This is a genomic window from Microbacterium sp. BH-3-3-3 (assembly GCF_007679045.1).
GTDB lineage: Bacteria > Actinomycetota > Actinomycetes > Actinomycetales > Microbacteriaceae > Microbacterium > Microbacterium algihabitans.
The window spans coordinates 944,914-963,010 of record NZ_VEFS01000001.1; the positions used below are offsets into that span (position 1 = coordinate 944,914).

General features: G+C 71.7%; 14 protein-coding genes. 12 read left to right on the plus strand and 2 right to left on the minus strand.

Going from position 1 to position 18,097, the window contains the following annotated elements:
- The first annotated feature begins 55 nt into the window (after nucleotides 1–55).
- The 3 genes from FS769_RS04430 to FS769_RS04440 all read left to right on the plus strand — a co-directional run bounded on the left by FS769_RS04430 (nucleotide 56) and on the right by FS769_RS04440 (nucleotide 6,230).
- The gene (locus tag FS769_RS04430; RefSeq protein WP_144829871.1) at nucleotides 56–4,747 is read left to right on the plus strand and encodes an ATP-dependent helicase; all 4,692 of its coding nucleotides are present in this window, start codon (nucleotides 56–58) and stop codon (nucleotides 4,745–4,747) included.
- A 44-nt stretch (nucleotides 4,748–4,791) separates the two neighbouring features.
- On the plus strand, nucleotides 4,792–5,568 hold the full coding sequence (locus FS769_RS04435; RefSeq protein ID WP_144829875.1) for a DNA-formamidopyrimidine glycosylase family protein: 777 nt from the start codon (nucleotides 4,792–4,794) through the stop codon (nucleotides 5,566–5,568).
- 254 nt (nucleotides 5,569–5,822) lie between these two features.
- Entirely contained in the window at nucleotides 5,823–6,230 is a 408-nt protein-coding gene (locus tag FS769_RS04440) for a transferase (RefSeq protein ID WP_144829878.1), read from the plus strand.
- 148 nt (nucleotides 6,231–6,378) lie between these two features.
- On the opposite strand, the gene FS769_RS04445 is transcribed toward FS769_RS04440, so the two are convergent.
- Nucleotides 6,379–6,768 carry a DUF1304 domain-containing protein gene (locus FS769_RS04445; RefSeq protein ID WP_144829881.1) on the minus strand — a complete coding sequence of 130 codons (390 nt, stop codon included), beginning with the start codon at nucleotides 6,766–6,768 and terminating at the stop codon, nucleotides 6,379–6,381.
- Nucleotides 6,769–6,802: 34 nt separating this feature from the next.
- On the opposite strand from FS769_RS04445, the gene FS769_RS04450 reads away from it, so the two are divergent.
- The 8 genes from FS769_RS04450 (at nucleotide 6,803) to FS769_RS04485 (ending at nucleotide 14,750) form a co-directional block, all read left to right on the plus strand.
- Nucleotides 6,803–7,525 (plus strand): LysR family substrate-binding domain-containing protein, encoded by a 723-nt coding sequence (locus FS769_RS04450; protein ID WP_144829884.1) that lies wholly within the window; start codon nucleotides 6,803–6,805, stop codon nucleotides 7,523–7,525.
- Between the two features lie 165 nt (nucleotides 7,526–7,690).
- A complete protein-coding gene (locus FS769_RS04455; protein ID WP_144829887.1) occupies nucleotides 7,691–8,830 on the plus strand; it encodes an ABC transporter substrate-binding protein in 1,140 nt (379 codons plus the stop codon).
- Entirely contained in the window at nucleotides 8,827–9,744 is a 918-nt protein-coding gene (locus FS769_RS04460) for an ABC transporter permease (RefSeq protein WP_396652405.1), read from the plus strand. The genes FS769_RS04455 and FS769_RS04460 overlap by 4 nt, the downstream gene beginning before the upstream one ends.
- A complete protein-coding gene (locus FS769_RS04465; protein WP_144829890.1) occupies nucleotides 9,741–10,550 on the plus strand; it encodes an ABC transporter permease in 810 nt (269 codons plus the stop codon). The genes FS769_RS04460 and FS769_RS04465 overlap by 4 nt, the downstream gene beginning before the upstream one ends.
- Entirely contained in the window at nucleotides 10,547–11,650 is a 1,104-nt protein-coding gene (locus FS769_RS04470; protein WP_144829893.1) for an ABC transporter ATP-binding protein, read from the plus strand. Before FS769_RS04465 ends, FS769_RS04470 begins: the two co-directional genes overlap by 4 nt.
- Before the next feature lie 147 nt (nucleotides 11,651–11,797).
- Nucleotides 11,798–12,529 (plus strand): glutamine amidotransferase-related protein, encoded by a 732-nt coding sequence (locus FS769_RS04475; protein WP_186325418.1) that lies wholly within the window; start codon nucleotides 11,798–11,800, stop codon nucleotides 12,527–12,529.
- A 289-nt stretch (nucleotides 12,530–12,818) separates the two neighbouring features.
- The gene (locus FS769_RS04480) at nucleotides 12,819–13,634 is read left to right on the plus strand and encodes a tryptophan-rich sensory protein (protein ID WP_144829896.1); all 816 of its coding nucleotides are present in this window, start codon (nucleotides 12,819–12,821) and stop codon (nucleotides 13,632–13,634) included.
- Between the two features lie 69 nt (nucleotides 13,635–13,703).
- Nucleotides 13,704–14,750 carry a sodium:calcium antiporter gene (locus tag FS769_RS04485; protein ID WP_144829898.1) on the plus strand — a complete coding sequence of 349 codons (1,047 nt, stop codon included), beginning with the start codon at nucleotides 13,704–13,706 and terminating at the stop codon, nucleotides 14,748–14,750.
- A gap of 5 nt (nucleotides 14,751–14,755) precedes the next feature.
- On the opposite strand, the gene FS769_RS04490 is transcribed toward FS769_RS04485, so the two are convergent.
- Nucleotides 14,756–16,903: an alpha-galactosidase gene (locus tag FS769_RS04490; protein ID WP_144829901.1), complete on the minus strand. Its 2,148-nt coding sequence runs from the start codon at nucleotides 16,901–16,903 to the stop codon at nucleotides 14,756–14,758.
- 61 nt (nucleotides 16,904–16,964) lie between these two features.
- On the opposite strand from FS769_RS04490, the gene FS769_RS04495 reads away from it, so the two are divergent.
- Entirely contained in the window at nucleotides 16,965–18,083 is a 1,119-nt protein-coding gene (locus tag FS769_RS04495) for an ROK family transcriptional regulator (RefSeq protein ID WP_144829904.1), read from the plus strand.
- The last annotated feature ends 14 nt before the right edge of the window (nucleotides 18,084–18,097 follow it).

An 18,097-nucleotide genomic window follows, 5' to 3' on the forward strand; every position in this document is an offset into this window, starting at 1 on the left:
GGCGGGCGAACGTCAACCCCGACCCGATGTCGGAGGTCCGGGAGAGGATGTCGGCATGGCCGACGTGTTGGAGAGATTCGGTCCTGCGACGCAGGACTGGTTCCGTGGCGCCTTCTCGGCGCCGACCAATGCGCAGAAGGGCGCGTGGGAATCCGTGTCGTCCGGCCGCAACGCGCTCGTGGTCGCACCCACGGGTTCCGGCAAGACGCTGTCGGCCTTCCTCTTCGCGATCGACCGGGTGTTCCGCGAGAAGGGCCCCGAGGTTCCGGATGCCGCTCCCGCACGCCGCGGCAAGAGCGCTGCCCCGAAAGCGCCGCCGACCACCACGCGCATCCTCTACATCTCACCGCTGAAGGCCCTGGGCGTCGACGTCGAGCGCAACCTCCGCTCACCGCTCGTCGGGATCGGGCAGTCGGCACGCCGTCTCGGCATCGAGGTGCCCTCGGTGACGGTGGGCGTACGCTCGGGCGACACGAGTTCGAGCGACCGCCGCAAGCTCGTGACCGCGCCTCCCGACATCCTCATCACCACGCCCGAGTCGCTCTACCTGATGCTCACGAGCCAGGCGGCCGAGACGCTGCGCGGCGTGCACACGGTGATCATCGACGAGGTGCACGCGGTCGCGGCCACCAAGCGCGGCGCGCACCTGGCGGTGAGCCTCGAGCGCCTCGACGCCCTGCTCGACAAGCCCGCCCAGCGCATCGGCCTCTCGGCCACCGTGCGTCCCATCGACGAGGTAGCGCGTTTCCTGGGTGGAGCGCAGCCGGTCGACATCGTCGCCCCGCGGGCGACCAAGGCCTACGACCTCTCGGTCGTGGTGCCGATCGACGACATGCTCAACCCGCCGCCACCCCCGGGCTCGCCGGCCCCCGACGAGGCCGTCGACGGCGAGTGGTTCTCGGAGCGCCCCGAGAGCACCGAGATGGCCGGGTCGGTCTGGCCGCACGTCGAAGAAGCGATCGTCGACCGTATCCTCCAACGACGCTCGACGATCGTGTTCGCCAACTCGCGTCGCCTGGCCGAGCGCCTGACGGGTCGACTGAACGAGATCTACGCCGAACGGCAGGGCATCGACGTGCCCGACCCGACCGTTCCCGCGGCGATGATGGCGCAGGCGGGCTCGTCGGCCGGCGTCGCCGCGATCCTCGCCAAGGCGCACCACGGCTCGGTGTCGAAAGAACAGCGCGCCCAGGTCGAAGACGAATTGAAGTCGGGCGTGCTGCGGTGCGTCGTCGCGACCAGCAGCCTCGAGCTCGGCATCGACATGGGCGCGGTCGACCTCGTGATCCAGGTCGAGTCGCCGCCGAGCGCTGCCTCCGGCCTGCAGCGCATCGGACGTGCCGGCCACCAGGTCGGCGAGGTCAGCCGGGCGGCGCTCTTCCCCAAGCACCGCAGCGACGTGCTGCACACCGCCGTGGTCACCGAGCGCATGCTCGCCGGGCAGATCGAGGCGATCTCGGTGCCCCAGAACCCGCTCGACATCCTCGCCCAGCAGACCGTCGCCGCCTCGGCGCTCGGTGCGATCGACGTCGAGGAGTGGTTCGACACGGTCAAGCGCAGCGCGCCGTTCCGCTCGCTCCCCCGCTCGGCGTACGAGGCCACCCTCGATCTCCTGGCCGGCCGCTACCCCTCCGACGAGTTCGCCGAGCTGCGCCCCCGCCTGGTCTGGGACCGCGACGCCGGCACCCTCACGGGTCGACCCGGAGCGCAGCGCGTCGCTGTCACCAGCGGCGGCACCATCCCCGACCGCGGCCTGTTCGGCGTCTTCGTCGCGGGAGAGTCGCAGAACGCGCGCGTCGGCGAGCTCGACGAAGAGATGGTCTACGAATCGCGCGTCAACGACGTCTTCACCCTCGGCACCACGAGCTGGCGCATCGTCGAGATCACCCACGACCGCGTCAACGTGCTGCCCGCCTTCGGCCAGCCCGGCAAGCTCCCGTTCTGGCACGGTGACGGCATCGGCCGGCCGGCCGAACTCGGCGAGGCTCTCGGAAAGTTCTCGCGCGACGTCGCGGGCCTCGACCGAGGCAAAGCCGAAGAGCGCCTGCGCGAGTCGGGCCTCGACGACAACGCCATCACCAACCTGCTGGCGTATCTGGCCGAGCAGCGCGAGGCCACAGGGAGCCTCCCCACCGACAAGACGCTGACCGTCGAGCGCAGCCGCGACGAGGTCGGCGACTGGCGCATCATCCTGCATTCCCCGTACGGCATGCAGGTGCACGCCCCGTGGGCTCTCGCCGTCAACGCGCGTATCCGCGAGCGTCTCGGCGTCGAGGGCGCAGCCGTCGCGAGCGACGACGGCATCATCGCCCGGGTGCCCGATGCCGCGGCCGAGCCACCCGGCGCCGACCTGTTCGTCTTCGAGGCCGACGAGCTCGAGCAGATCGTCACCGACGAGGTGGGCGGTTCCGCGCTGTTCGCTTCGCGGTTCCGCGAGTGCGCCGCGCGCGCCCTTCTGCTGCCGCGACTCAACCCCAACCGGCGGTCGCCGCTCTGGCAGCAGCGGCAGCGCTCCGCCCAGCTGCTCGAGGTGGCGAAGCGGCACCCCGCGTTCCCGATCATCCTCGAGACGCTGCGCGAGGTCCTGCAAGACGTCTACGATCTGCCCTCCCTGCTGCGGCTGACCCGGCAGATCGGCGAACGCCGCATCCGCCTCGTCGAGATCACCACGTCGCAGCCCTCGCCCTACGCCCGAGATCTGCTCTTCGGCTACGTCGGGGCCTTCATGTACGAGGGCGACTCCCCGCTCGCCGAGCGTCGCGCCGCGGCGCTGTCGGTCGACCCGGCGCTGCTGAGCGAACTGCTCGGCAAGGTCGAGATGCGCGAGCTGCTCGATCCCGACGTCATCGCGCAGTTCGAGCGCGAGGCCCAGCGCCTCGACCCCGACCGCAAGGCCCGGGGCGTCGAGGGCGTCGCCGACCTGCTCCGTATCCTCGGCCCGCTCGATGCGAGCGAGGTCGCGCAACGCCTCGACACCGAGGGCGACGCCCTCGCCGAGGCTGAGAGCCATCTCGCGGCCTTGGTCGACGACCGTCGCGCGATCCGCGTGACCATCGCAGGCATCCCCCGGGTCGCGGGGATCGAAGACGCCGGTCGACTGCGCGACGCGCTCGGTGCCGCCCTTCCCGTCGGCATCCCGAACGCCTTCCTCGAGCCGCTCGCCGATCCGCTCGGCGACCTGGTCGCCCGCTTCGCGCGCACGCACGCCCCCTTCACGACGGATGCCGTCGCGCAGCGCCTGGGCGTCGGCATCGCGGTCGCGCGACTCACTCTGCAGCGCCTCGAATCGCAGGGACGCCTCTCGAGCGGGTTCTTCCTTCCCGCCTCCTCGGCGGGCTCGGGGGCCGGTGATTCCGGACGCGGCGACGAGATGGAGTGGTGCGACGCCGAGGTGCTGCGTCGGTTGCGCATGCGCTCCCTCGCGGCGATCCGCGGCAGCGTCGAGCCCGTCTCACCGGCGGCGTACGCCCGCTTCCTCCCGGTGTGGCAGCACCTGGGCCGCCCTCTCGAAGGAGTGGACGGGGTGCTCGCCGTGGTCGAGCAACTGGCCGGCGTTCCCATCCCCGCCAGCGCGTGGGAGTCGCTCGTCCTGCCGTCACGCGTGGCCGACTACACCCCCGCGATGCTCGACGAACTGACCGCGACGGGTGAGGTCGTGTGGTCGGGGCACGGCACCCTTCCCGGCCGCGACGGGTGGATCGCGCTGCATCCCGCCGAAGCGGCGCCCTTCACTCTGCAAGACCCCGAAGACGCCGACGACCCGGCGCCCGACTCGCTCGAGACGCGCGTGCTCGCGGCGCTCGCGGGCGGAGGCGCGTACTTCTCGGCACAGCTGCGGCAGCTGGCGGGAGCCGAGAACGAGCAGTCGGTCAACGACGCGCTGTGGGCGCTCACGTGGGCCGGACGCGTCACCAACGACACCTTCGCCCCCGTCCGCACCCTGCTCAGCGGTGGAGGGCAGTCGCACCGGGTGGCCCGCCGTGCCCCGCGCGCCCGCATGTACCGCGGCGCGTCCATCCCGCGCGCGACCTCCGCTCCCCGTCCTCCCTCGCTCGGCGGGCGCTGGTCGCTCCTCCCGGAGCGGGAGGCGGATGCCGCAGCCCGCGCGACCGCGACGGCGAGCCTGCTGCTCGACCGCTACGGCGTCGTCACGCGCGGGGCCGTGCAGTCGGAGGGCGTGCCCGGCGGGTTCGCGCAGGTGTACCGCATCCTCGCCGGGTTCGAAGAGGCCGGTCACTGCCGCCGCGGCTACGTCATCGAGAAGCTCGGCGCCGCGCAGTTCGCCGCGTCGGCGACCGTCGATCGTCTGCGCGAGTTCGCGGCCGTCGCCGATCCGCCCCCGCTCCGGGCGGTCACGCTCGCCGCCACCGATCCGGCCAACCCCTACGGTGCCGCCCTCGGATGGCCCGCGATCGAAGGTGTCACTCATCGACCCGGGCGCAAGGCCGGAGGCCTCGTGGTGCTCGTCGACGGCGAGTTGACGCTGTACCTCGAACGCGGAGGCCGCAGCGCCCTCGCCTTCACCGATGACGAAGCGCGACTCCAGGCGGCCGGGCGCCACCTCGCCGAGACGGCGAAGAAGCGGCGCCTCGACACCCTGACCGTCGAGCAGGTCAACGGCGAGTTCGTCTACGGCACCGCCGTCGGCCGAGCCCTGCGCGAGGCGGGCTTCGTCGAGTCGCCCAAGGGCCTGACGCTGCGTAAGGTCACCGCGGGAGACACCCTGCGAGAGGCCGCGCGTGCCTGAGCAGTCGCCTGCGGCCCCCGCCCACCGAAACGACGGAGTCACTTGTGCCCGAGGGTGACACCGTCTACCGCGCCGCGGCCAAACTGTCGGCCGCGCTCACCGGCAAGGTGGTGACCCGCTTCGACATCCGCGTTCCGGGGAGTGCGACGGCCGACCTCCGCGGCGAGACGGTGCACGAGGTCGCCGCGCGCGGCAAGCATCTGCTGCACCGCATCGGCGGATACACCCTTCACTCGCACCTGAAGATGGAGGGCCGGTGGGACGTCTACCGCCCGGGCGAACGCTGGCGTCGCCCGGCGTTCAAGGCCCGCGCGATCGTCGGCGTCACCGGCGCCGACGCCGTCGGGTTCGACCTCGCCATGGTCGAGGTGCTGCGCACCAGCGACGAGCACACCGTCATCGGACACCTGGGCCCCGACCTCCTGGCCGACGATTGGGATGAGGCGGAAGCCGTGCGGCGCGTCGCCGCCGACACCCGCGCCGCGCACGTCGCTCTGCTCGACCAGCGCAACGTCGCCGGGTTCGGAAACGTCTACGCGAACGAGCTGCTGTTCGTCCGAGGGATCGCACCGACGACCCCCGCGACCGAGATCGACGCGCAGGCGACGATCGCCCTCGGCGAGCGCATGATCCGCGCGAACCTGCCGCGACCCGAACGCACCTTCACCGGCGACAGCCGGCCGGGGCGCCGCTTCTGGGTCTACGGGCGCGAGGGGGCGCCATGCCGTCGGTGCGGCACACCGATCCGCGCCACGACGCTCGGGGCCTCGGCCACCAGCGAACGCAACGTCTTCTGGTGTCCCACCTGCCAGCCCGGTTGAGCACCGCCCCTCTCCCCCGCGCCGACGACCCGTGCCGACGAGTCTTCCGCCTCTCCGTGTCAACCCGTCCATCGCGCTCGGCGCGACGTGCGAGAACGTAGGGACAACGACACGAACGGGCCACGCCGACGTTCTCTCGACATCGAGGAAACCGATCGGCGAGGGGGCGACGAACAACCATCAGAGGGAATGAAGGGCATTCCCGACCCGTTGTCATACATGTCGGCGGACCCGAGAGCCGACCGGAGGGGATCGTGGGAAAGAACTACATCGACATCGAAAACGACCACGGCGAGATGCTGCGTTACCGCAAGCACGTCAATGGTCGCGGACTCGTCGCGCACGGCGCGAAGGTCCACCCGTCGGCGCTGGTCGAGAACGGCGCCTACGTCGAACCCGGCGTGCAGATCGCCGCGGGTGTTCGTGTCGGTCGCGGCGCGTGGATCGAATCCGACGCCGTCATCGGCCCGGAAGCGCGCATCGAGCCTCACGCCCACATCTGCGCGGGTGCCGTGATCGGCGCAGGCGCGCACATCGGCGTCCGCACCCAGGTGGGTCACAACGCTCGCATCGCGGTGGGTTCGCTCATCGGCGACGACGAGATCATCAACGACGGGGAAGCCGTCGCCACCGACCGACGGGGCCTGCGCCTGGCGGCGTGAGCACCGCCCGTCGGGCACAAACGACCCGCACGACTCTTCGGAGCGTGCGGGTTTTCGTTTGTTCGGGGTCGCCGCCTGCCCGGATCCCGCGAGAGGCGATCCCACCGTGCCCACGCGATTCTGCGAGCGCAGGCGGTACCCCGCAGCGTCAGGCGAAGATCGCCAGCACGAGTCCGATCAGCGGCAGCGTGCCCTGGATCGAGGCGGGGCGCAGGTACTTGCGGCCCGAGGTCACGAGCACGAGCGCGGCGGCCACCATCGAGCCCAGCGAGAAGATCAGCAGCGTGCGTCCGGCCACGTCGCCGATGCCGTTCACGAGCCAGAACACGATTCCGACGAACGCGCCGATGGCGAGGAACAGGTTGTAGAAGCCCTGGTTGTAGGCCATCGGCTTGGTGATGTCGGCCGCCTGCTGGTCGGCGATCCCGAAGGTGCGCCACGTCTTGGGCTGAGTCCATCGAACGCTCTCGAGCACGAAGATGTACACGTGGAGCAAGGCCGCGAGGCCGGCGAAGACGAGTGCCAGGGTGCCGATCATGCCCCCACGTTAGCGTCGCGGATAGCCTGGGGACATGGCGAACGGCAGCGGGTCACGAGGTCGCGGCGGAACCCCCCGTCGGGCACCGGGTTCGAAAGCCGCACCCGCGAAGCGGGTTTCCGCCCCGAAGGCGAAGCCGAAGCCCGCCCCGAGGCCTCCGCGCGAAGCACTGCGCACCTTCGTGCTCGGCGCGATCCCGGGCGCCACTCCCGGCAAGTGGATTGGTCTGTGGCGCGAGCGGATGCCGCGGGTCGCCCTCGAACTGCGCGAGATCGCGGTCGAGACGCAGGTGGCCGCCCTCGACGAGGTCGACGCCGCTCTGGTTCGTCTGCCGCTGGCGGCATCCGACGATCTTCACGTCATCGCGCTCTACGAGGAGCAGCCGGTGGTCGTCATGTCGACGGAATCGCACCTGACCGCGGCCGACGAGGTGGATCTGGCCGACCTGGCCGGTGAGATCCAGATCACTCCGGCCGACGATGTGCTGCATCTCGAGATTCCAGATGCCGTGGCCCCGAGCTTCGCGCCACCTTCCGACACCGCCGAGGCGATCGCGACCGTCGCCGCGGGGGTCGGAATCGCGGTGGTGCCGATGTCGCTCGCCCGGGCTCACCAGCGGCGCGACGTGGAGTACCGCGTGCTCCGCGACGGACCGGTCTCGACCGTCGCCCTCGCCTGGCTGCGCGAGCGGACGACGCCCGACGTCGAGGAGTTCGTGGGCATCGTGCGCGGGCGCACCGCGCGCTCGTCGCGCTGACGCTTCGCCTGCGCGCAGAAAAACGCCCCGGGGCGGGATTCGTTCGCCCGCAGGACGAATCGAATTCACCCGTCGCGTCCCCGCCGGTCACGCCGCGCTCGTAGCTTTCCTCCGTCTCACGTCGGCCGTTCCGGTCGCCCCTCCCGAGAGACCCGAGAGGAAACCATGTCATTCCCGAGCCTTTCCGCCGGCCGCACCGTCGCCGGACTCGCCCTCGTCACGGCCGCGGCGCTCACGCTCGCCGGCTGTGCGGGCGGCAGCGCCGACTCCTCCGCCGACGGCGGCGTCGACGCGAAGACCGCGACCAGCGTCGCCGCCTTCGGCACCCTCGCCGACCTCGAGACCGCGGCCAAGGCCGAGGGCCAGCTCAACGTGATCGCGCTGCCGCGCACGTGGGCCAACTACGGCGAGATCCTCGACCTGTTCGCCCAGCGCTACCCCGAGATCACGATCAACGAGCAGTCGCCCGACGTCTCGAGCGCCGAGGAGATCCAGGCCGCGACCGCCAACGAGGGTCTCGACACCGCGCCCGACGTGTTCGACCTCGGCCTCGCCGTCGCCCTGCAGAACACCGACACATTCGCCGCGTACAAGGTGCAGACCTTCGACGAGATCCCCGATGCGCTGAAGGAGTCGTCGGGTCTGTTCGTCGGCGACTACGGCGGGTACATGTCGATCGGCTACGACTCCGCGCGCTTCCCCGCGCCCACCCAGCTCAGCGACCTGCTGAAGCCGGCCTACAAGGGCGCCGTGGCGATCAACGGCGACCCGACGCAGGCGGGTTCGGCCTTCGCCGCGGTGGGCCTTGCGACCGTGCAGAACGACGGCACGCTCGACGACTTCACCCCCGGGATCGAGTTCTTCGGCGAGCTCAACAAGGCCGGCAACTTTCTCAAGGTCGACCCCACCGACGCCACGATCGCCAGCGGTGAGACGCCCGTGGTCTTCGACTGGGACTACCTGAACGCCGCGCAGGCGTCGGCCGTGCCGACGTGGAAGACCGTGGTCCTGCCGGGCACCGGATACGCCGGCTACTACAACCAGGCGATCAACAAGGACGCCCCGCACCCGGCCGCCGCGCGCCTGTGGCAGGAGTTCCTCTACAGCGACGAGGTTCAGAACCTGTGGCTCAAGGGCGGCGCCCGCCCCGCGCGCATGGAGGCCATGACCTCGGCGGGCACGATCGACAAGACGCTCGCCGCGGCACTGCCCACGGCGCCGAGCGACACCGTCGTGCCGACCGAGGCTCAGTCGACCACCGCCGGCGAGACCCTCGGACAGAAGTGGGCGACGGCGGTCCAGTGACCGTTCTCGACCAGGTCGTCGTCCCCGCGGTGTCGGAGCAGCCCGCTCCGGCGTCGCGGGGCGCGGCGCGTCGGAGCTGGGCGTGGCTCGGGCTCGTCCCCTTCGCCGCGTACGTGCTGCTCTTCCTCGCCCTGCCCACCGTGCTCGCGGTGGGCTCGGGCTTCGTCGGTCGAGGCGGCGCCTTCACCCTCGACAACGTCGCCGCGCTCGGCGATCCGCTCGTGCTGTCGACGTTCGCCAACTCCGCGTGGGTGTCGCTCGTGACCGCGGTGATCGGCTCCGTCGTCGGGGCCCTGGTGTGCTGGGCCCTGCTCGGGCTCGCCGAGACCGGTGCCGTGCGGACCGCCGTCGACGCGGCATCCGGAGTGCTCGCGCAGTTCGGCGGCGTGATGCTCGCCTTCGTGCTCATCGCGGCGATCGGTGCGCAGGGGGTGGTGACGGTGATGCTGCGTCAGCTCACCGGCATCTCGCTGTACGAGAACGGCGTGTGGCTCTACGACCTGCCCGGGGTCGTCGTGGCCTACCTCGTGTTCCAGATCCCGCTCATGGTGCTGACGTTCATGCCCGCCCTCGCCGCCCTCAAGCCGCAGTGGGTCGAGGCGCACCTGACGCTGGGCGGCACGCGCGGCGGGTTCTGGCGTCACGTCGGCATCCCCGTGCTCGCCCCATCGTTCCTCGCGAGCCTGCTGCTGCTGTTCGCGAACGCGTTCTCGTCGTACGCGACCGCCGCGGCCCTCGCGAGCCAGGGGTCGCAGATCGTGCCCCTGCAGATCCGCACCGCCCTGACCAGCGAGACCGTGCTCGGGCGCGAGAACCTCGCGGGGGCGCTCGCGCTCGGCATGATCGTCGTGGTGGCCGGGGTCATGGTGGTCTACGCGCTCATCCAGCGCCGTGCGGCGAGGTGGCAGGCGTGAACCCACTCGCTCCCCCGCGCACCGCGCGCTGGATCATCGCGGTCGTCGTCGGCCTCGCCTTCGCCGTGCCTTTCGCCGCGACCGCGCTGTTCACCCTCACGCCGCTGCCCGGCGGTTCAGGACTGTCGTTCGATCGCTGGGCGGGCATCTTCGATCCGGCCAACGCCGCGAAGTACCGCCCGATCTGGACGGGGCTGGGCAACTCCCTGATCCTCGTCGCCGTGACGGTCGCCCTCGTGCTCGGGCTCTTCACCCCGACCCTCGTGCTCGTCGCACTGGCCTTCCCGCGGCTCCGGCGGGTGTTCGAGTTCGTCGCCCTCCTGCCGATCTCGATCCCCGCCATCGTGCTGGTGGTGGGGCTCACGCCGATCTATCTGCAGATCGGACGCACGCTCGGCACCGGAGCGTGGACGCTCGCCTTCGCCTACGGCATCCTGGTGCTGCCCTTCGCCTACCGCTCGATCCAGGCGTCGATCGACGCGATCGACATCACGACCCTGTCCGAAGCGGCCCGCACGCTGGGCGCCGGCTGGGGCTCGGTGCTGCTGCGCGTCATCGTGCCCAACCTGCGGCAGGGTCTGCTCGCGGCCGCTCTCATCTCGGTCGCGGTCGTGCTGGGCGAGTTCACGATCGCCTCGCTGCTGAACCGCCAGACGCTGCAGACCGCGCTCGTCGTGGTCAACAAGCAGGACGGCTACGTCGCGGCGATCTTCACCCTGCTCGCACTGGCGTTCGCGTTCGTGCTGCTGCTCATCATCGGCCGCGTCGGACGCATCGGCGCCGGTGCCGGAAGGAAGACCTCATGACCACCGCCGACACCCCCGCCCGCGCCCTCCCCGACACCGCAGCGACCGCGCTTGCGCCGAGCGCGAGCTCGGGCGTCGAGCTGCGCGGGGTCGTGAAGGACTACGGCTCCACGCGCGTGCTGCACGGCGTCGACCTCGACGTCGCGCCCGGCGAGTTCGTGTCGCTGCTCGGGCCCTCGGGCTGCGGCAAGACGACGGCCCTGCGGGTGCTCGCGGGACTCGAGCAGGCCAGCGCGGGCGAGGTGCGCATCGGCGGTCGCGATGTCTCGGGTGTGCCGACGAACAAGCGCGACATCGGCATGGTGTTCCAGTCGTACTCGCTGTTCCCCCACCTGCGCGCGCTCGAGAACACGGCGTTCGGCCTCCGTCGTCGTGGCGTGGGCACGGCAGAAGCCCGCCGCCGCGCGGGCGACGCGCTCGACCTCGTGGGCCTCGGCCACCTCGCCGATCGGTACGCGCATCAGATGTCGGGCGGTCAGCAGCAGCGCGTGGCGCTCGCGCGGGCCCTGGTGACCGAGCCGCGCGTGCTGCTGCTCGACGAACCGCTGTCGGCCCTCGACGCCAAGGTGCGCGTGCAGCTGCGCGACGAGATCCGCCGCATCCAGCAGCGCCTGGGCACCACGACCGTCTTCGTCACGCACGACCAGGAGGAGGCGCTGGCCGTGTCCGACCGCGTCGCCGTGATGGGCGCCGGCCGCATCCTGCAGGTCGGCAGCCCCGAAGAGCTCTACACGCGCCCCGCGAACGCCGAGGTCGCCGCCTTCGTCGGGTCGTCGAGCCTCGTGCCCGGTGTCGTCACGGGCGCCACGGTCGAGGTGTGGGGTCGACGCCTCCCGCTGCTCGCCGCGGCCGACGAGGGACCCTGCGAGGTGTTCGTGCGTCCCGAGAACGTTCGGCTCGTCGGCGCGGGCGAGGAGGGGACGGATGCCGTGGTGGAGCAGACCACGTTCCTCGGCAGCATCCGCCGCTCGCTGGTGGCGACCGCCGAGGGCTCCCACGTGCACGTGCAGCACGGCGCCGACCTCGGGCTGGCGGTCGGGGCTCGCGTGCGCGTGCGCCTCGACGACATCGCCGTGCTCACGCGGCCCGTCGCCGGCTGACGCCCCGAGTCCTCGGCATCCGCCCCGCCGGCTTGGGCACCCCGCGCATGAACGCCGAGCCGTTAGGCGCCGCACCGTTAGGCGCCGCACGTGTCGCTGCGTTTCCAGCCCTGCTCGGCGGGGGCGCGAGCCGCATAGAATCCCTGGGTGACTCCGCTGCCCCTGCTCTACGTCTGCGCCCGCCCGCAGCGCGATGCGGCCGTGGCGGAGTGGGCCTCGTTCCGCGACGGGCTGGGGGTGCGAGGCGACGACCTCGTGCACCACGACCTCGTCCGCCAGCCCCTCCCTGCTGACCTCGAGCGCTACGCCGCGGTGGTCGTGGGCGGCAGCCCGTTCAACGTCACCGCCACCGACAAGACCGACGAGCAACTGCGCCTCGAGCGCGACCTCGAGCGTCTGGCCGCGGCCGGCATCGAGGGCCGCACGAACGTCATGTTCACCTGCTTCGGCATCGGCGTGGTCACGCGCCTGCTGGGCGGAGTCGTGACGCTGGAGCACCCCGAAGACACCGGGCCCGCCGAGATCGCGCTGACCGAAGCCGGGCGGGATGACGAGCTCTTCGGCATCCTGGACCCCCGCTTCCAGGCGTACACCGCGCACAAGGAGGGCACCGCGGCGGTCCCGCCCGGCGCCACCCTGCTGGCGTGGAACGACGCGTGCCCCGTGCAGGCCTACCGCGCCGGGACGGCTCTGTGGGCGACGCAGTTCCACCCCGAGCCGACCGCCGACGCGTTCGTCGCCCGCATGCGCGTGTACCGCGAGGCCGGCTACTTCGACGCCAATGCCTTCGACGAGGTGTCGGCGCAGGTGCGCACGGCCACGGTCGAGCAGCCGACGCTTCTGCTGCGGTCGTTCGCCGCCCGCGCCGTCGCCGCCTGAGCCCGCCGTGGCAGGAGGCCGAACGCGGCGCCGCCCGCAGCCGCCGTCCTGCGGATCCCGAGCACGACACGCCGCCCCGACGCCCAGCCACCCGGCGTGTCACACTCCCCGTCCGCACGACGGCGCCTGAACCCGCGGCAGCTGCCGTCCTGCGGATCCCGACGACGACACGCCGCCCCGACGAGTCGCCACACGGCGTGTCCCCTCCCCCGTCCGCACGACGGCACCCCGGACTGGGCAATGTCAACCCCGACCACCCCATTTACCTAGCTTTTCTAGTGTTCTAGATATGAACGGAACAGCTCAGTGGCGGGGCTCGGACCTCGCGCGCCAGATCGTCGTCCTCTCCGCCGTGTCGTTCATGCTGATCGCGGCCGTCATCGGCGCGGGTGCCTTCGGAAACTCCTCCGTGCAGGACCAGCAGGGGGGCGCGCTCAACACCGACGGCTCGTACCTCGCGCCCGCCGGTCCCGCGTTCTCGATCTGGTCGGTCATCTACCTCGGCCTGATCGCGTACTCGATCTGGCAGGCGCTCCCCCGCCAGCGCACGAACCCGCGCCAGCGCGCCCTCGGCTGGCTGATCGCGCTGACGATGACCCTCAACGGACTGTGGTTGGTCGCCGCACGCTTCGGGACGCTCTTCCTCACCGTCGTCGTGATCGTGCTGCTTCTCGCGGCGCTCGGCTGGACGTTCCGCGTCGCGGTCGCCACCCGCGAGCCGCGGGGCGGCGTCCTGGACTCGGTGCTCATCGACGGTGTCACCGGCCTCCACCTCGGTTGGGTCACCCTGGCGACCGTCGCAAACACCGCGGCATGGCTGACGACGATCGTCCCGCCGAGCTGGGAGCAGGGGGCGGATGCCATCGGCATCGCGGTCCTGATCGTGGTGGCCCTCATCGGACTCGCGATCGCCTGGCGCAGCTCGTGGCGCGTGACGCCCGCGATCGCCCTCGCCTGGGGCCTCAGCTGGCTCGCCGTGGAGCGCTTCACCGGCGAGCCGCAGAGCGGCCCGATCGGCGCGACCGCTCTCGTCGTGGCCGCGGTCGTGCTGCTTCCGCCGGTGATCGTCCGGGTACTGCGTCTGATCCGCCCGAGCGTCGACTGACGACTAGACCCGTTGCATCCGTCCCGCAAGAGGGGCGGATGCACACGGCGCGGGGAGTGTAATTGGGCGGTGGACTCGCTGCCGTTCTTCCTGCTCGTCGTGATCTTCGTCGCCGCAGCGGCGGTGGTGTGGGTCGCCGGGATCCAGCTGTCGAAAGCAACCGACGTCCTCGACGCCCGACTGCACCTGGGCAGTGCGCTCGGAGGCCTCATCGTGCTCGCGGTGGCGACCAACCTCCCCGAGATCGCCATCACGGTGTCGGCGGCCGTCTCGGGCAACCTCGAGGTCGCGGTGGGCAACATCCTGGGTGGGATCGCCCTGCAGACGGTCGTGCTCGTCATCCTCGACGCCTTCGGCAAGCGGGGCCGCGGGGTGAAGCCGTTGACCTACCGCGCGGCATCCCTCACCCTCGTCCTGGAGGGCCTCGTCGTCGTCGCCGTCCTGGCCGTCGTCATCGCGGGAAGCCAGCTGCCGAGCGGACTCGAGGTGCTGCGGCTCACCCCCGACGTCGTGCTGATCGCGGCCCTGTGGATCGTGGGATTGATCCTCGTGCAGCGCGCCGGATCGCACCTGCCGTGGCACGAGGACGGTCGGGCACCGGATGCCACACCGAAGCCACACAAGAAGGATCCGGCGAAGGCGATGAGCATGAAGAAGGCCGTGGTCGTGTTCTCGATCTCAGCACTCGCCACCCTTGTCGCGGGCGTGGTGCTCGAGCGCGCGGGAGATGCGGCGTCGTCGCAGATCGGACTGTCGGGGGTGCTCTTCGGCGCGACGGTGCTCGCCCTCGCGACCTCTCTGCCCGAGATCTCGACCGGGCTGCAGGCCATCCGCCAGGGTGACGACAACCTCGCGATCAGCGACATCTTCGGCGGCAACGCCTTCCTGCCGGTGCTCTTCCTCGTGGCGACGGTGATCTCGGGGACGGCGGTGCTCCCCAGCGCCAACGCCGCCGACATCTACCTGACGGCTCTCGCCGCCCTGCTGACGCTCGTGTACGTCGTGGGCCTGATCTTCCGCCCGCAGCGGCGGCTGATCGGCATGGGCGTCGACTCGTTCGTCGTCCTCGTGCTCTACGCCGTGGGCATCGGCGGTCTGTTCGCCATCTCGGCCTGAGGGGCTCAGCGAGCGGTCAGCTCCACCACCACCGCCTGCTGGGGGTTCTGCACGGGCGGACGGATGCCGGCCACGGCCAGCTGCCGCCCGGTGAGCTCGGTGTCGAGGTGGGCCCACGGCAAGGGCGACTGCGCGGGCTCCTGCACGAGGCCGCCCGGGGTCACCAGGCGCACGCGGTAGGTGCGGTCGGGATCGAGGCCCGGCAGACGCGCGCGTCCCGCGGGTGAGGCGATCAGGGTCTGCGTCTGCGCGATGGTGAAGAACGCCTGGTCGCGATCGGCCGAGACGACTCCGCGCACGTCGAGGCCGGGGTCGGCGACATCGACGTTCACGAGACGCCCCGTCGCCACCAGCGGGCGCACCCGCCGCGCGAGGGCGACCCACTCCCCCACGACGGCGCGGTCGCGCTCATCGAGCGTGGTCAGGTCCCACTCGATGCCGAAGTGACCGAACAACGCGACGGCTCCGCTGAAGGCGATAGAGACCGTGCGGCCGGTCGAGTGCACGCGCGGGGTGGTCAGGTGCATGCCCATCATCTCGGGCGGCACGACCAGGGCGGTGTAGCGCTGCGTCTCGAGCCGCTCGACCGGATCGAGGCAGTCGCTCGTCCAGATACGGTCGGTGCGGTCCAGGATGCCGAGGTCGACGCGCGCCCCGCCCGAGGCGCAGCTCTCGATCTCGAGGCCCGGGAAGCTCTCCTTCAGCTCGTCGAGCAGCCGGTACACGGCGAGCGTGTGGGCGTGCACGGCCGAGCCGCCGCCGGGCCCGGTCGCGGCATCCACGAGATCGCGGTTGTGGTCCCACTTCACGTAGGCGATCGGGTAGGCCCGCAGCACCTCGGTCATCCGCTCGAGGATGTACGCGTACGCGCCGGGGTGCGCGAGGTTCAGCACCTGCTGCTGGCGCGCCGAGGGCGGCAGCTCCTCACGGCCACGCAGGATCCACTCGGGGTGCGCGCGGGCGACGTCGCTGTCGGGGTTGAGCATCTCGGGCTCGAACCACAGGCCGAACTCCATGCCGAGGCCCGTGACGTGGTCGGCGAGCGGGCTCAGTCCGTCGGGCCAGACGCCCTCGTCGACGAACCAGTCGCCGAGACCGGCGGTGTCGTCGCGGCGGCCGCGGAACCAGCCGTCGTCGAGCACGAACCGCTCCACGCCGATCTCGGCGGCGACGTCGGCCAGCTGCAGCAGCTTCGGCAGGCGGTGGTCGAAGTAGACGGCCTCCCACGTGTTGAGCGTGATCGGGCGCGGGCGCTCCGGGTGCTGCGGCCGGGCGCGCCAGGTGGCGTGGAATCGCGCGGCGAGCTCGTCGAGACCGTCGCCCCACGACCCGTAGACGAGCGGCGACGAGACCTCGGCGCCCGGTGCGAGCACGATCTCGCCCCACGCGGCCATCTCGCCGCCCGCGAGCAGCGCCTCGCCCAGCGGCAGCCGCTCGGCGAACACGCGCTGGTTGCCGCTCCACGCGACGTGGATGCCGTGCACCAGACCCGTCTCGAACCCGAAGCCCGGTCGTCCGGCGGCGAGTAGCAGGGTCGCGTCGGCACCGGGGCGACCGCGGCGACTCTCGCGCAGGTGCGTACCGAAGGTGAAGGCGTGACGCTGCGACGAGCGCTCGCGCAGGTGGCGGCCGGTGGTGTCGAGGATCTCGGTGGCCTCCCACGGCAGCGGGAAGCTCGGCTGCAGCGTCGAAACGACGAGGTCGTCGGTCCCGTCGTTGACCACGGTGAGCTTCTGCGAGAACAGGCCCGCGGCATCCACCCGAAGATCCACGCGCAGACGCAGAGCGCACTGGGCGTCGACGAGGTGCAGCGTCACGGCGTCGGGGGTGGAGTCGACGGATGCCAGGGAGAAGACCGTTCCCTGCACGACGCCGCCGCGCCCTCCCTCGTATCCGGGAGCGCCGGGCCAGCCGGCCGCGGCCGTCGGCACGATCGTGAGGCGGGGCGTCTGGTCGATGCCGCCCGAGACGCGTTGCGGACGCGCGGCCACGACCATCGACGAGAGCGCATCCTCGTCGAGGGCGCCGAGGTCGGGCCCCCAGTGAATGATGGCGGGCGCGGGCAGCGCGGTGAGGTCGATGACGACGCTGGTGCCGCCTGCGCGGAGGTGCGCCGCCGGAGCGGTCTCGGGTGCGACGACGGTGTGCGACATGGCATTATTTCTACCACGAAACAAATGCCCGCCTGCTGTGGGCGAACGGGACGGAGGCGCGATGCTCACCGAGAGCGAAGCCGCCGTCGCCCGCGCCGTGCTGACCCACGGCCCCCTGTCGCGCACCGCCCTCGCCGCGCGCCTGCACCTTTCGCCGCCGAGCCTCACCCGCCTGACCCGCCCCCTGGTGGACGCCGGCATCCTGATCGAGCTCGACGACGACGTCGACGGTTCGGTCGGGCGCCCCTCGCGGCCCCTCGACATCTCGCCCACGGGCGGGACGTTCGTCGGCGTCAAGCTCACCGGCGATCACCTCTACCTCGTCGCGACCGACATCCGGGCCGAGGTGCGTGAGCGCTCCGACCGTCGCCTGTCGGGTTCGACACCTGAGGCCGTGATCGACGAGATCGCCGCCGCGGTCGCGGCCCTCGGGCTGAGCGGTGTCCGCGGGATCGGCGCGAGCCTGGGCGGCGCCGTGCGCGACGGGGTCGCGGTCGACGCCCCCTTCCTCGGCTGGCGCGACGTCGCCCTCGCCGACGCGCTCGCGGCGCGCCTCGACGTGCCGGTCGCCCTCGAGAACGACGTCGTCGCCCTCGCCGAGGCCGAGCGCTGGTTCGGGGTGGGCCGCGACCTCCCGGGCTTCGCGATCGTGACCGTCGGCGCGGGAGTGGGCTTCGGCCTCGTGATCGACGGACGTACCGTGCGCACCCCCGATGCCGGGGTCGGCACCGTCGGGCACCTCCCGCTCGTCGCCGACGGACCCGCCTGCCCCGAGGGGCACCGCGGCTGCGCCGCCGCCCTGCTGACGACGACCGCGATCTCGGCTCGGGTCTCCGACACCCTCGGCCGGCAGGTCGGGTACGACGAGGCCCTCTCGCTCGCCCGCGCCGGCGACCCCGCCGCCCGCACCGTCATGGAGGCCGCAGGCGACGCCCTCGGAACCCTGTGCGCCCTCGCCGTCAACCTGTCGCTGCAGTCCGACATCGTGCTCGCCGGAGAAGGCGTGGAGGCGTTCGATCTGGTGCGCGACCAGGTCGAGGCGTCTCTCGCGCGCGGCCGCGAGCGCTCGGCATCCGCCGTCTCGATCCACCCCGACCGCTCGGGCTTCTCCGCCTGGGCGCGGGGAGCCGCGGCGGTGGCGATCCAGGCAGCGATGGGCCGCATCTCGCTCAGCGACTGACCCGCACACGCCGA